This window comes from Clostridium sp. LIBA-8841, from assembly GCF_034439435.1.
In the GTDB taxonomy this organism is placed as follows: Bacteria; Bacillota; Clostridia; order Clostridiales; family Clostridiaceae; genus Sarcina.
On the sequence record NZ_JAPCKJ010000001.1, the window covers coordinates 147,430 to 163,077 of the forward strand.

The following is a 15,648-nucleotide window of genomic DNA, read 5'->3' on the forward strand; positions in this document are numbered from 1 at the left end:
TTCATATATTCTATATACACTTCTTTATGATCTACAAATATATAGACTTAACTATTTATGTTTTTAATAAACTATCCTTTTATCATTTTTAAATTTTTAACTTAATTACCTACTTACAAAACAAAAAAATTCACAATAAGATTATTGTGAATTTTAGACTTCATATATTTTTATTTTTTTATCTTTCCTATTTGACTCATTACCATCTCATAATAATATACATTCAAATTAAAAACACAGTATAATTTTCTTTAATAAGAGCACTATATTTTACATAAACTTATATTCTTCTAGTAGCCACTTTTTATAGTCAGTGCTTCTTGAACTGCATTAAATTCTTCACAAATTTGAGATATTTCTTCTATATTAGAAACTTTTTTAGGTTTTATATCTATTCTCTGTTCAATAGATATTGCTATTTTCTCTAATACAAGTAACATTTGTGATAATTCCTCATCAGCTAGGCTTAAATATCCCTTGGTTGTGCAATATTGGTCAAGTAAGTAACTAATATGCTCTAATGAAAAAAATACAGGCCACATCATTTCAAGCATTTCCTCATTACGAGGTATCTCACCTAATGCGGTATTATATGCAACCTTAAGATTCATAAGGTCTAATCCCATTTTTTCTTTCATATCTTTTGTCATATCATTCTTACTTTCTTTATTATTAGTTGATAAAAGAACTAGTAATTTCTTCTGACTATCTATTAATTTTACTATTAAATCTGGTAATCTACTAGAAGCTGAACGACGTCCAATAATATAAGTACCAATTAATCCAATAGCAGATCCAACTAATATATCCGTAATACGTGCTGTTGCAAAATAAGTAACATTATGTATTTGAGTTGATGCTTCTGCTATAAGTAAAGCATTTGGCGTGACAAACATTACTGCTATGCCATAATTTTTCACAATAAAAAGCTCTATTAGTGCTGTTAAAAGCATATTAATTATAGCTATCATAAAGCCTTCTGGTTGAATTTTCAAAATAATAATAGCTATGATTAATCCAATAATCGTACCAAAGGATCTCTGGATAGATTTATGAAAGGTTGATATAACAGTTGAACCTGACATGACGGCAGCACAGGATAGAGGTATCCAGTAAGGTCTTGAAAATGGTAAGCTAAATGCTATTATGCCTGATATGGAAAGAACAGCTCCATATCTAACTGCATTAATAAATACTATTGAATCCTTATTGCAAGCTCTCGTAAATTTCCTAATTATTGAAGTTTTTGAAATCTTAATACCTCTTCCAATGTATGTTAATGGTAGATTAATAATAGCTTCAGTATCATAGATTATTTGTAAAAATTTATCATAATCCTTATCTAAATTCTTATAAGGAACTATTTTAACTTTTTCTTCATCCTTAAAATCAATTGCCATAGATAATTTTCTTATCATATCACTAAATTCTTTTGGTAATTTCTTATTTTTATTGACATGTAACTCAAGCATTTCTAAAAATAATTTATTTGCCTCTTCATTTAAAAGAGATAATCGATTAAATAAGAATGAATTCTTCCATGGAATATATCCTGTTAAAAGAATTTCTTCTGCTTCCTTTAAAGCATTTACAGTTCTATTTCGCATATCATTAATATTTTCACTACCAATAGCTTCGCTAAAATCTGCTAAGGTTAAATAAAGTTTTTTAATCACTTTTATTTCAGGACCATGTGGATTTAAAAAATATCCTTTCATACTCATTAACCATGAAAAAAGCCCACCCATAAGTACTACAGAAAATCGTATAAAGACTTCTGATTGATTAATAGGCATTCCTGTTGATACTAAAAAACTTAATACAAAAAACATTGCAGAAGGACCTTGTATTTTAAGAACACCAAATATAAAAATTGCAATTCCTCCAATAAAACCTACCATTAAGATAATAAGTATTGGATATGGTGCTAATAAAGTTCCTAATGCAACTGACAAGCTAATACCAAGAGCACAAAAAAATATTTTTTTTGCACGCCGAGCATATGGTTCATTTATAACGTATAAATATGAAAAACTTCCTATTCCAGCCAATAACCCTAAGTGAATTTGATTTATCAAAACACCTATAATTACTGGAAATCCTGCACATATTCCAGCATTTATTGCTCTTTGCCAAGGAAAAGGAGTTTTATTAATTTTAAACAATTGTTTTATTATAGTTTTATCCATGTACACTCCTTTTTTATTAATTTATAATTTCTATTAAATTCATATTATTAATCTAAGTTATTCATCATTTTCTCTAAAACACTATTAAAAGTCTCTAGTTCTTCTTTATCAATATTATTTATAGCCTCTATTTCTATATTCTTAGCTTCTTCATTCCATTTAGGAAACATTTCATAAGCTTTTTCTGTTAACTTTATAATTCTTTCACGCTTATCCTTTCCTTCATTTCGGATTACTAATCCCATTTCCTCCATTCTAGTTAATGTCCTAGTAATTGTTGGAGCCTCTACCCCAAGATATTGACACAGTTCAATTTGGGTACACTGATTTTTTTCATGTAAGTATAATATAATACCCCACTGTGATGAATATAGACCAAGAGGAGCAATCTTTTCATTTAGTTTCTTTGTAAAATTTCTAGCTAACTGATTTACTTTATGTCCGTACAAATCCATTTTTATTCCACCTTTCATTTAATTACCTAGGTAATAATTACCTAGGTAATTATATCACCTAAATTTATAATAATCAAATTCTAGCCCTATGAATCTCTATATTGCTTATAATATGCCTATAAATCTTTATAAATAAAAAAAACACATGAATGTATCTTAGATTAAGATATATTCATGCATTTATAATTTATCTTTTCATGATTCATCTAATTTCCCATTTGGCTTATTACCATCTCATAATAATATCCCTTTTTATCCATTAAACTCTTATGGTTTCCACTTTCAAGAATCTTTCCATCTCCAACAACCATAATATTATCAGCATCTCTAATAGTAGAAAGTCTATGAGCAATTAAAAAGCTCGTTCTATTTTTCATTAATTTAACTAAAGCATTTTGAATATCCTTCTCTGTTTTAGTATCCACACTACTAGTTGCTTCATCTAAAATAAGTATAGGACTATCACATAAAACAGCTCTTGCAATAGCTATAAGTTGACGTTGTCCTTGGCTCAAATTATCATTAGATCCTGAAACCATAGTGTAATACCCCTTTGGTAATTTACTTATGAATTCATGAGCATGAGCTATTTTTGATGCTTTAATTACATCCTCATCAGAAGCAGAACTTTGAGAATATCTTATATTATCCATAATTGTTCCTGTAAATAAACATGTGTCTTGAAGCACTACAGAAAAGCATTTTCTAAGACTATTTCTCTTTAACTTTCTTATAGATTTATTATCTATAAGAATATCCCCACTATCTGCATCATAAAAACGTGTAAGAAGATTAACAATAGTAGTTTTTCCTGCTCCTGTTTCTCCAACTAAGGCAATTACCTCACCTGGCTTAACATCAAAACTTATATCATTTAATATTGGTTTTGATTTATCATAAGAAAAACTTACATTTTTAAACTCTACATTTCCCTGTGCTGATTGTAATTCTACTGCATCTTCTACATCCTTTATCTCTTCTGCAGTATCTAAAATTTCAAAAACCCTTTCAGCTCCAGCCAGTGCAGATTGAATTGTATTAAACATTCCTGCTAAGGAGTTTAAAGGTCTAGAAAACTGTTTTGAATAGCTTAAAAAACTTACAACTGTTCCTACCTCTAATCCAAATGCTACTGATAAAACTCCTCCTACAATGGCAACTACAGCAAATATAAAGTTGTTGATAACATTCATTAAAGGCATCATAAACCCTGACCATATTTGTGCCTTACTACTACTTTTATATAACTTTTCATTAATTGCTTTAAAATCTTCTAATACATCCTCTTGCTTTCCAAAGGCTTTAACCATTTTTAATCCTGAAATATTTTCTTCAATAACTCCATTTAAAGTACCAAGACTTCTTTGTTGAGATAAAAAGTAAGCTTTACTTTTAGAGGCTATTATTTTAGTTAATAAAATTACTAAAGGAATACATAAAAGTACAACTAATGTAAGATAAAAATTTAAGTTTATCATTACTAAAAATGATCCAATCAAGATTAAAGCACTTGATATAAGTTGTGTAGTAGTTTGAGCTAAAGTAGAACTAATATTATCTACATCATTAGTAATTCTACTCATAGTATCACCATGAGACCTCTTATCATAAAAATCTAAAGGAAGATGCTGCATTTTACGAAAGAACTCTGTTCTCAAAGCATGTACCAACTTTTGAGATACTTTTAACATAATTATTTCATTAACACTTGATATTATAAAGTTAGATAAATAAAGAGCTACTATAATAATTAAAATCCACATAATTATTTTGGTATTTACAGTTCTTGTACTTATATCAAAATAATTAAATGTTTTACCAACAAAATAAGGAATACTTACTGTTATAATTGATGAAATAACAGTTAAAAATATAGCTAAAAATATAGTTTTTCCCCATCTCATATATATTTTAATTATTCTAAGTAAAGTTCCTTTAGCATTTTTAGGCTTAGCTTTAGGAGCAAACCTATTAGGACCTCCACCACCTTTTCCCATAGAAGGCATTTTTGCTTGTGATTTGTTATATGTTTCTCCCATAATTTATGCCTCCTTGCTACTTTCTATTTGAGTTCTATAAATGTCTCTATAAATATCACAGCTTTTCATCAGTTCACTATGAGTTCCAAATCCAACATTTTCTCCATTATCCATAACTAAAATTTTATCTGAAGCCATAGCTGTTCCACATCTTTGAGTAATAGTAATAACAGTTTCATCCTTCATATAGGAATTAATATTATCTCTAACTTTACTCTCCGTAACTGCATCTAAAGCACTAGTGGCATCATCTAAAATAAGTATCTTGGCATTTTTAATAATTCCACGTGCTATAGAAATTCTCTGTTTTTGTCCTCCAGATAAATTAACTCCTCCACTACCTAAGGTAGATTGAAATTCTTCTGGCATATTATAAATAAAAGATGCCTCAGCTTTTTTTGCTGATTCTTTTATTTCCTCTTCTGAAGCATTTTTATCTCCCCATTTGATATTATCACTAATAGACCCTGAAAATAACATTGGCTTTTGAGGCACAATAGAAATGCTTCTTCTAAGAAGGTCTACCTCCTTGTCTTTTATATTCTTTCCATCAATTAAGATTTCTCCTTTATTTACATCATAAAATTTTAATAATAACCAAACTATTGTGGACTTTCCACTTCCTGTTGGTCCTATAATAGCTAATTTTTCTCCAGCATTTAAAGAAAAGCTTAAATCATTAATAGCCGGTATTCCACTTCCATTAGGATAAGAAAAAGTAACATTTTTAAATTCTATTTTTCCTTTTAACTCTGAAACTTTTCCCTTTTCAGTAAAATCATCCTCACAATTAAATATTTCTTTAATACGTGCAGTAGATGCCTTTGTTCTAACAAAAGTATTAAATATGTTAGTTATCATTATTAAAGAGGTAAGAATTTGTGCCATATATATTGTAAAAGCTGTTATATCTCCTGGATTTGCAAGATTTAAAGAGAAAAGCTTACTTCCAATCCATATTACAATTACTGTTCCTATTCCAACGGTGAAAGTAATAAGAGGGGATACTATTGTTATAATCATCTGAGAAGAAACGCTATTTTTCATTAATGTATTATTAGCCTCTCCAAATTTCTCTTCTTCCTTATTATAAGTTGAAAATGCCTTAACTAACCTAACTCCTATTAAGTATTCTTGAACTACAGAGTTAACCTTATCTATTGATTTTTGTAACTTATAAAATCGTGGGTAACTAAGTTTCATACTAACTACTATAAGTCCCACAACTATGATTACAACTCCATAAATAATTAAAGAAAGCCTGAAATTAAGTATTGTTGCAAGAACAATACTTCCTATACAAGTTATAGGAGCTTTTAGAAATATACGCATAATTCCATTTATAAATTGTACAATCTGCGAAGTATCATTTGTCATACGTGTAATAAGAGAACCACTTTCTATTTTATCTGATCCATTTTCCGAAAAATATAATATTTTTCTAAATAAATCATACCTTAAATCTGCACCAACTCTTTGAGAAACCTTAGAAGCTAATATATTACGAGTTATAGCAAAACAGGCACCAAGCCCCGTAACTATAAGCATTAATCCTCCCCAGTAATAAACACTTGAAAGGTTTGCTCCATCTATTCCTAAATTAATTATGTTAGACATAAGAGTCGGTCCAAGTAAATCACATATAGCTTCCATAGTTACACAAATTATAGCAGTTAAAAAAGGAAGCTTATATCTCTTAAAATATTTGCTATAAAAACTCACTTTTCCCTCTCCTTTTCTTTATTTCTTTTCCACTTATCTATATTTTAAATAAATATTGATTATATATATCTAAAATAAATATTAGTTTAAAATATAGTCTTTTTTTTATATTAACTAATATTATTTATTAATAACTTATTAATCTTATTACTATATAATTCTTGCATATTTTTAAGCTTTGTGCCAGTAAAATATATATTTTCTCTATCACTACTAATTGCTTATGGCCTTTATTCATTATAATAGTTTTAAAAAAAATTAATAGCTAGTTTAATATTACTTTTTAATAATTTCCAATAAAATTATATATTAAGCTTTTGTAAATTAATTAGTTGATTAAAGGTTTACTTTTGGATAAAATATTAAGGTATGATAAAAAACACTAGGATTAAAGTTTAGGAGATACTAACAGGAGGATAAAGTTTTATGGACGTACTTTTTTTCGTAGCAATTAGCGTTGGAGTACTATCTGGAGTTTGGGCATGGATGGCAGCAGTATTTGGAATGGTAAGTTGGACTGGATTTGTTGGGTGGACTAGTTACTATTCATCAGGTGGAATGGCTAAAGGTCTTTTTAGATCTCTTTGCTCAAATGCAACAGGTATTATTTACGCTTTACTTATTATAAAGGGATCATCTATTTTCCCAAATGAATATTGGTCTTATTTTTTAACAGCATTCTTTTCTTTTATGATGGTAATACAAGCAAAGCTTAAGAAATTCGAATTTATATCAGGAGCATTTTGTGGTTGTTTCTCAACCTTTGGATTAAACGGAAATTGGCAAGCAGTTGTACCAGCATTGCTTTGTGGTAATGTGTTAGGATATATATCACAAAAGATAGGAATATACTGTCATGATGTATTTAGTAAAAATCCTAAAAGATCTAAATAAATAATACTAAAAACCTCAGCATTAAATTATATTAATACTGAGGTTTTAAAATTTATGTTTATTAATTACTTTTTACTTCCACATTATCTCAATACCTTCATAAAATGTACAGTTAACACTATATACTCAAACGAATTTTTTAAATTTCTCCAACTCAATACTTACTCTATATTAAAGTATCTAGTATTCTATTAAAAGTGACCCCTGATTTTCTTAATAAATACAACCTTAAGATAATCACTTTCTTCATATTCCTTTGAAATTCTAAAATCTGATGGTAATGAGTACTCTTCTAAAATTTTGTAAGTACCATACATTTCTCTAAATGCAGTAGCTATAAATTCTTTGAATCTTTTCATATTAAAATTACTACAATTTGTAGAAGCCACTATTACTCCATTATCTTCTGTTATAGCAATTGCTTCTTTAAGAAGATCCTTATAATTATGAGCCGCGCTAAATTGGAATTTCTTTGACTTAGCAAAACTAGGTGGATCAAGTATAACTAAATCATATTTTACTCCTTGCTTAACAGCATATTTAAAGTAATTAAATACATCTTCTACGACTATATCCTGAGCTTCATAATCTATTCCATTTATACTGAATTGTTCGATTGTTTTTGGTAAACTTCTATTTGCAAGGTCAACACTTGTTGTCTTTTTTGCACCCCCTAAAGCTGCATACACAGAGAATGCTCCTGTATAAGAAAATGTATTTAAAACATTCTTTCCTCTTGAATATTTATCTCTAATAGTTCTTCTTACATTTCTTTGATCTAAGAATACTCCAACCATTGCACCTTCATCTAGGTATATGGCAAAATTAACTCCATTTTCTTTTACTATAATCGGGAAATTTCCTCTTTCCCCCATTATAAATCCATCTTCTTCTATGTAAGCACCATTCTCATCAAATCTCTTCTTCTGATAAATAGCCTTAAATTCAACTATTCTCTTTAATGAATTTAACACCTCATCTCTAAACTTATAAATACCTCTACTATACCAGTTTATTAAGTAATAGCCATCAAAGTAATCAATAGTTAAACCGCCTATACCATCTCCTTCTCCATTAAACACTCTAAATGCGTTTGTATCCTTACTTCTATAAAGCCCCGCTCTCTTATTTAATGCAGATATTATCTTTCTCTCAAAGAAACTTATATCTATCTTTGTATTTTCTTTAGTACTAAGAATCCATCCATAGCCTTTATTTTGCTTTCCATGATATCCTCTTGCAACGAATCTGTTTTTTTCATCTACTAATTTAACTAGCTCTCCTTCTTTATTAAAAGCATCAAAATTTATTATGGCTTCCTTGAAAATTAATGGATATCCACTTTTAAATTTATCTACATATCTTGATTTCACTTTTATGGTAATTTCTTTTTTCATCTTTTCCATCCAATCTTTTGTTTTTTATTTTTCATTTTTTCTTAATGTAATAAACTTAATTTTTATAAAAAATCTATTTCTTAAATATTATATCATTAGTAATATCATTTTAGTATTTTAATAAATTCTCACTCTATCCTAAATATATTAAAATAAAAAAACCACGATTTTATATCATGGTTTATATGGTGGAGGCGAGGCGTTACTATTAGTATCCTCGACCATCTTTTTATTTACATCTTGCCCAACTTTTATTATTTAGTTTATAATCTGATATCTTAAAATAAGGTTCATTAGCTCCATTTTCTAAAAAACTTGCAAATGCTCTAATAGAGTGAGATTCTATCTTTTTTTTAATATCCCAATATCTAGGTTTTATTACCTCATATTTAAACATATTCCACCCTGGTATTTCTTTTCTCTTTGGTTTAACTCTTTTTCCTAATTCATCACAACACCCTATATATATTTCCTTATTATTATCATCTAATAAATAATACACTATATTTTTTACTTCTTTATGCTTAAATAATTCATCTATTGGTATCCATTCTGATGAATACTGAATAATATCTTCAACAGCTTCATTAGTTTCACTTTGTTCTAAATCTAATACATTCCATTGTATTATCTTTTTAAAAAACTCATCATATTCTGTTTTAATTTTTAAAAATGGTATTATCTCAATTACACCGTTTTTGTTAGACTTTAATTGTAGCACTTCTCTATTGATTCCATCAGTAGTTATATAATAATTACTATTCTCATCATATGGTATTTCTTCTGTTTTAATCGCTAAAAAGGTATGGATAAATTCTTTTTTTAATGCTTTATTCAAATCTTTATAATAAGATAATTGATAGTATGGATTACCTTTTTTTCTACCCCTATAAGATATTTTACCATCATATATATTATTATTAAATTTCAATTTAACTTCTTCAACATGACCTATTTTCCATTTAGAAATATCAATTAATGCATCTATCTCATCATTAGCTATTGTTATCTTTCCACTTTCTAACATAGTTTTATTTATTTTTACACAATATGTTCCCATAACTCCTCCATAAAACTAATTTTATCTTTAGTATCTATCAAACTATAAACTTATATACAATATTAGTATCCTTTTTACTTACATTCTTTATCATAAATCCAGTTTATTACAGGTTGTCCTACGTATCCTTTTTCCCATACAAACCAAGCATATGCAGTTGTTCCGCTATTCTTAGGTTTTTCTTCATTTTCTGGATACATAGTAACTCTTGAAGAAAAAACATATATTGACTTTAACGGTAACGATGATAATAACTCTCGCCTTCCTTCACCTTCTAAGAATGTTAATCTCAATAATAAAGCCATCTTTTTTACATATATCGTTGATAAATGCTCTACTATTTTATTTAGTATATTTCTATTATACGGAGGATTAGTAATTATATTATCACTTACCTTATTTATTAGTAATACATCTATTCCTTTTTCTCCATAAATATTATCTTCAGCTGCAATATCTGATGACTTAACTTTATAACCATATTCCTCTAAAACCTTGCTTATAGCACCTTTTCCACAACATGGTTCTAAAATCATACCATCAAATCCTTCTCTCTTTAATAAAGCTTCTATTGCCCATTTTGGAGTTTCATAAAAATCTCCTTGTTTTTTTCTTTTTGTACTAGAATCTCCTACCATAATATCCTCATAAATTAAATGTTATATAATTTAATCAATATGACACAATTAATTATTATATGAATTAAATTTATATAAAATACTATAGATATTTACATAACTCCTTTATTAAAATCCACTAATCCAAGCACTTTCAATTTTCAATTATATAGCTTTGTTCTTTCAATCTTAGTTATCAGTAAAATATTATCTTTAATAAAAATCCACCATCTTAGTTGGTGGTATTTACTTAGCCCTATAAGGGCATAGCTACCTCCATTGCGTCTTAAGATGCTTAAATTGGACTACCAACCGCATACTTCTTTACTTACTACTCTTAAAAGTATCAATATATTCCTTTATACTAATTTGATTAGCTATCATATCTTCTTGTTCTTGATTATATATATTCTTCAATTGCCTTCTTATTTTTTCCGACAGTATAAACGTAAAATCCCCTGCACCAGAAATGCATATTTATATTTTAAATTTGCAAGTTTCTCAAAAATCATAAGACTACTATTACCTTTTAAAAATCCAACAAAGCTTGAAACACTCATTTTAGGTGGTATTTCAACAAGCATTTATATGTGGTCTATGTAAACGTGCGCTTTTACTATTTTAACGCCTCTCCATCCACAAAGCTATCTTAATATCTTACCTATTTCTTGTTTTTTCTTACACCACTAAAGCTCATATGAACACACTCGCATAACGAGTGATTTTCATTAACCAAAAAAAATCCACGATATTCGTATCGTGGATTTATAATTAAGGCAAATCATGACATTTGAAATCTATCGTTAGACTTATTTAATTATTTCTATTCTATGCTTTTGCAACAATTATGAACTTTATGGTCGTGTATATTGCCATCAATAAATCCCCCGCAAATTGAACATCTTGGTACTGTTGCTATAAATAATTCGTAATTTTTTTCAAGAGTCTTTTCTTTTGCTGTTTTAGCTTTTTTCTTTTCAAAATCTAAATAATAATATTTTTCTTTTAATTCTAATAAATCTTTACTTTCGCATGATTGTAAAACAACTTTATAATAATTTCCTACTTCTTCATATGCATTTTTAGCTTGTCTTTTTTTACGAGCTATTATTTGAATATTTCTTTCATTATTAACTAAAAATTCTTCAAATTCCATTCTATTTTTTATGAATAAACGTTTTAAATTTTCATTTTTACTTAATTCTAACATAAAGTATATTAATCCATAAAATGAATTAGTTTTGAATTTCTTAGTAGCACCATAAAAATAGATTTTTTGACTAATATTTAATTCATCTTGTATTAACATTAAAATATCTAAAACTTTTTCTTGCAATTGCTCAATATTAAAACTGTTTCTATCATCAATAATTTTAACAGCATTATAAATTTTAGAAATTACAAAGTCCTCATTTAATGAACCCGCTAACGGATAATTATTTAATTGATGTGATAGATATGGTGTAAAAAATCTTTCAAATATTAATTTAGTCTTTGATGATTGATTTTTTGATACTTGTCCTAATCCATGAGCTAAAATAGCACGACTTAATTTTGATGTAGGCAATTGATCGTTTTCAATTAATTCTTTTTCATCTTGTGATATAACTACTCCTTGTTCATTTATTCTTATAAATGATTCTTTTGCTTTTTCATAGTCTCCAGTTACCCACTGTACTGCAATAGATCTTTTAGCAATAATTTGTTTTGACTTTTTATATTTTATATCTTTTGACTTTTTTATTTCATCATAACTACCAATTTGAAAATTAATATATTCTTCTATAGCCTCATGATGACTATCATTCAATTCGTTTTCTTTTCCATAATCTGAATTTACCCAAGCTATTAAAGAGCTTAATCTGTGAGCTCCATCTATAATATAAATATCACCATCTGAATTTTCCCATAAAATAACTGCTGGGATTAAACCATCTTCTAAAAAAGTACCAATTAATTTTTCAACCCTAGCTACCGTCCATTGATTTGTATCTCTTTGAAAAAATGGTTTTCTAAGTGATTGATAAAAAAATTGTTCTTTTTCCAAATCCGTTAAATTTATACTACTCCTTCTATCGGTTTGAGCAACCCCTACAAAATTATCGTTGTTATCTATATCACCTCTAGGTATTAAATGCTCTAGATTACATTTTACACTTTTATTAAACACTTTTCTTTTCACCTCATAATATATAATATGTCTAAATTCTTCCTCAGTAATATTCTTTTCCAAATATAGAATTTGTGCATCTTGTATTATTATTATATCTTTAATATAGAATGTAGTAAATTTATGTAATAAATCTATAAATAAATTTAAAGCTGTACGCTTATTTCCATCATCAAATGCATGAATATTATGATGCGAAATAAATAGACTCACAATAAACTCTAATTCAGAATTAAAATATACCTTTTTAGCAAATGATGCTTCATAACTATTAGCTTCTACATATATTCCAGGATTAAAATCAGCATGTCTCATGTTTAATAGTTTAGCATAATTTATATACATATTAACTTCATCTTGTGTAATATACAGTTCACTACTTCTACACTTGACTGGTTTTAAATTGTATCCTAAAATTTCTTTTATTTTTTTATAATTCTTTATATTATATATTCCACCATCATATTCTTTTAAATTCTTATAAGCTTGTTTTTCAGATGGTGTAATAACTCTATTAAATACAGTTCCTTTTAAATGACTTTCATCCAATTATACATTCTCCTCTATTTTTAGAATATTTTACATATATTTTATCATTATATTACATATATGTATATATTTCATTTAAAATACACTTATATAAAAATTCCCACTATTCCTTTCAAATAAATCTTACCTCGTAATGCTACTTGCAATCTCAATTAATACTTCTCTATTTTTAAGAAAAGAAAAAACCACATTGAATGTTACTTCAATGTGGTCTTTAAACACTAATATTTCTTTTAAAAATCTATTATTAACTTCTTACACTCTGGTATATTTCTACTTATTACATATTCACTAAAATCTGATAATAAATTTCTTACATCAGCTCTGTAATAACCTTATTAGCTTCTCTTGATTATATTTAATTTTAAATATTACACTGCTCCATAACAATAAAAAAACACAACTATCTGTAAGTAGCTATTTAAGCTACTTACAAGTAGTCGTGTTTTTTGGTGTAGGCGAATCACGACCTTTAAAATCCACCATGTTATACATATAAATGTAATAAGCTACATATATAATACTAGTTGTGAATACCCAATACATTTAAAATAGGAATACCTAGTGTAACTACATCAGCTGCAATAGCTAATGCTTTTAGTCCACCATCACTTAACTTACTTCTTAATTCATTCCAATTGATTATACTTTTTTGAGTTCTTGATTCATCATTTGTTTCTTTTGCCTCTATTATCTCCGATATTGAGCCAACTATCTTAAATTTTTCCGAATCGTTTATTAGTATCTCTTTATTATTTAATATACATTCTTTAAAGTCCTTCAATTTCTTTAAATCTTCATTACTCAAATTTTGTTTATTATCAAAATTACCATAATTAATTGTATTATCGTGTAGATGATTATTTCCTCCTGTAATCACTGTTCCATTAATTGTTCCATTAAACGTATTATTCACTATATTACCCTCCTGTTTATTATTTTTATACTTAAGTAATATATTGACTCTGGCTTCAGATGCAATATAAATTCCCTTATTTACTATATCATTAAAAGATTTGTTTTCTCTTATTTTTTGTACTACACCTGTTATTACATTTATTATATCATTATTATCAAGTTCCTTTAATGATATAATTTTATGATTTTTTATACTTTTTCTCCAAATCACTAAACAGGGCATTTTTTCAAAATCTATCTTATTTAACTCTTCTATCTTATTAATAACCGCATATCCAGTTACATTTTTTTTCAAATCATCTTTACTATAATAAATATCTAAATAATTTTGTGTCATATCATCTAGTAGCTTCCAATTTCCATCCATAAAGTTCATAAATCCATCTTCATTACTAAACAATAATAATGCATGCACTTTTACTTCATTATATCTTTTATATGTAAGCATATGAATGTTTTTAAATAATGTTAATTTTAGTTGAAGCTTAGTTATCCAGTTACTTTCATAATTTAAAGCTTTTTTTATACTTTTTCCAAGTATCTTATTTCCTTTGGAAAAATCATTAATTAGCATATCTAAATCTTCTTTTTGTATTTCTTCTTGTGCATAATCTTCTATAAAATTAATTAAATTTTTAAAATTCAATTCATCATTAGGCCTATTAACAATAGATCCATATATGTTATTATCCTTGTTAGATAAATAATCATTAGTTGAATTTACAAGCCTATCTATTTTTTCATCTAAGCATTCATATTTATTACTTATTAATGAACTTGTTTCATACTCATACTTTAAATTACTTGCACTTCTATAGTAGTCTTCAAATGTTCCTAATAATTCCATTCTATGCTTTGTTATATATTCTTTTATATATAACTCTATTTCATTATCATGTCTCCTAGTATTCCGAGAATATTTTAGTTTATTTAAAAATTTATATTTGCTTTGATTAATATTTATGAATTGAATATACATAGATAGCCGTTTACTTAGTCTTACGTCATGATATATAACATTATCTCTTAAAACTGCTCTTAAACATAGTTTACATCTAAGAATATGTATAATATTTTCAATTACATCTCCTTGTTCATTCTTCAGATGTGATTGAAAAACAGATAACATAAGCTTAATCATATCATCTAAATTATTTAAGTTATCTAACTGATATATATATTCTTTTGCCAAATTTTCTATATTGTCGCTTTTTCTTTCATAATTCATATCATTAATCCATTCTAAAAAAGCTATTATTTCATATTCTGGAACTCTAATCATTATTTCTCTCCTACTCTTCACTAAGTAATATCTTTCTTTATGTTACCATTATTGTCTTTCTTATTTTTACTTGTAAAAATTACATTATATAGCACCAATAGCTACTGTGCCTACCACATCAAAAAACATTTATTTTATGTGTTCATCTACTACTCTGATTCCCTTTTTGAAGGTAAGCTAATATTTAATAATTCAAACCATATAATTATATTCTACACAAATTTGAATTTTCCTACAAAAACACTTAAAATTTTTCTCATATTAAAGCTAATATAAATTTTTCTTTTACAAGTATGCTAAACATAACTCTAACGTATTTCACAAGTTATTCACTAGGACTTAACCTATCTATTCAT

The 15,648-nt window shown here is 27.0% G+C and carries 10 protein-coding genes and 1 pseudogene; 1 reads left to right on the forward strand and 10 read right to left on the reverse strand.

Annotated elements, in window-relative coordinates:
* Positions 1-290 precede the first annotated feature (290 nt).
* The 4 genes from OIF33_RS00490 to OIF33_RS00505 all read right to left on the reverse strand — a co-directional run bounded on the left by OIF33_RS00490 (position 291) and on the right by OIF33_RS00505 (position 6,405).
* Positions 291-2,189, reverse strand: a complete 1,899-nt coding sequence (locus OIF33_RS00490) for an FUSC family protein (RefSeq protein WP_322502263.1) — start codon at positions 2,187-2,189, stop codon at positions 291-293.
* A 47-nt stretch (positions 2,190-2,236) separates the two neighbouring features.
* Complete coding sequence (locus OIF33_RS00495) at positions 2,237-2,644, reverse strand: MarR family winged helix-turn-helix transcriptional regulator (RefSeq protein WP_322502264.1); 408 nt, start codon at positions 2,642-2,644, stop codon at positions 2,237-2,239.
* Between the two features lie 206 nt (positions 2,645-2,850).
* Positions 2,851-4,683 carry an ABC transporter ATP-binding protein gene (locus OIF33_RS00500; RefSeq protein WP_322502265.1) on the reverse strand — a complete coding sequence of 611 codons (1,833 nt, stop codon included), beginning with the start codon at positions 4,681-4,683 and terminating at the stop codon, positions 2,851-2,853.
* A 3-nt stretch (positions 4,684-4,686) separates the two neighbouring features.
* On the reverse strand, positions 4,687-6,405 hold the full coding sequence (locus OIF33_RS00505) for an ABC transporter ATP-binding protein (protein WP_322502266.1): 1,719 nt from the start codon (positions 6,403-6,405) through the stop codon (positions 4,687-4,689).
* Between the two features lie 426 nt (positions 6,406-6,831).
* Here OIF33_RS00505 and OIF33_RS00510 point away from each other — a divergent pair, with 426 nt between their 5' ends.
* Positions 6,832-7,299, forward strand: coding sequence for a DUF1097 domain-containing protein (locus tag OIF33_RS00510; protein WP_322502267.1), 468 nt, complete (start codon positions 6,832-6,834; stop codon positions 7,297-7,299).
* Positions 7,300-7,490: 191 nt separating this feature from the next.
* Here OIF33_RS00510 and OIF33_RS00515 read toward each other — a convergent pair whose 3' ends face one another.
* The 6 genes and pseudogenes from OIF33_RS00515 to OIF33_RS00540 form a co-directional block, all read right to left on the reverse strand.
* The gene (locus OIF33_RS00515; protein WP_322502268.1) at positions 7,491-8,696 is read right to left on the reverse strand and encodes a class I SAM-dependent rRNA methyltransferase; all 1,206 of its coding nucleotides are present in this window, start codon (positions 8,694-8,696) and stop codon (positions 7,491-7,493) included.
* Positions 8,697-8,925: 229 nt separating this feature from the next.
* A complete protein-coding gene (locus OIF33_RS00520) occupies positions 8,926-9,756 on the reverse strand; it encodes a hypothetical protein (RefSeq protein WP_322502269.1) in 831 nt (276 codons plus the stop codon).
* A gap of 74 nt (positions 9,757-9,830) precedes the next feature.
* Positions 9,831-10,394 (reverse strand): NAD(P)-dependent oxidoreductase, encoded by a 564-nt coding sequence (locus OIF33_RS00525; RefSeq protein WP_322502270.1) that lies wholly within the window; start codon positions 10,392-10,394, stop codon positions 9,831-9,833.
* Positions 10,395-10,697: 303 nt separating this feature from the next.
* Positions 10,698-11,053: pseudogene (gene tnpA, locus OIF33_RS00530) on the reverse strand (IS200/IS605 family transposase); the annotation flags it as partial.
* Between the two features lie 143 nt (positions 11,054-11,196).
* Positions 11,197-13,092: a DUF262 domain-containing protein gene (locus tag OIF33_RS00535; RefSeq protein WP_322502271.1), complete on the reverse strand. Its 1,896-nt coding sequence runs from the start codon at positions 13,090-13,092 to the stop codon at positions 11,197-11,199.
* A 523-nt stretch (positions 13,093-13,615) separates the two neighbouring features.
* Entirely contained in the window at positions 13,616-15,292 is a 1,677-nt protein-coding gene (locus OIF33_RS00540; protein WP_322502272.1) for a hypothetical protein, read from the reverse strand.
* Positions 15,293-15,648 lie beyond the last annotated feature (356 nt).

Bases quoted from the DNA above. Each gene is read 5' to 3' on its own strand.
- OIF33_RS00490 (WP_322502263.1), bottom strand. From the start codon at position 2,189: ATGGATAAAACTATAATAAAACAATTGTTTAAAATTAATAAAACTCCT.
- OIF33_RS00495 (WP_322502264.1), bottom strand. From the start codon at position 2,644: ATGGATTTGTACGGACATAAAGTAAATCAGTTAGCTAGAAATTTTACA.
- OIF33_RS00500 (WP_322502265.1), bottom strand. From the start codon at position 4,683: ATGGGAGAAACATATAACAAATCACAAGCAAAAATGCCTTCTATGGGA.
- OIF33_RS00510 (WP_322502267.1), top strand. From the start codon at position 6,832: ATGGACGTACTTTTTTTCGTAGCAATTAGCGTTGGAGTACTATCTGGA.
- OIF33_RS00515 (WP_322502268.1), bottom strand. From the start codon at position 8,696: ATGAAAAAAGAAATTACCATAAAAGTGAAATCAAGATATGTAGATAAA.
- OIF33_RS00520 (WP_322502269.1), bottom strand. From the start codon at position 9,756: ATGGGAACATATTGTGTAAAAATAAATAAAACTATGTTAGAAAGTGGA.
- OIF33_RS00525 (WP_322502270.1), bottom strand. From the start codon at position 10,394: ATGGTAGGAGATTCTAGTACAAAAAGAAAAAAACAAGGAGATTTTTAT.
- OIF33_RS00540 (WP_322502272.1), bottom strand. From the start codon at position 15,292: ATGATTAGAGTTCCAGAATATGAAATAATAGCTTTTTTAGAATGGATT.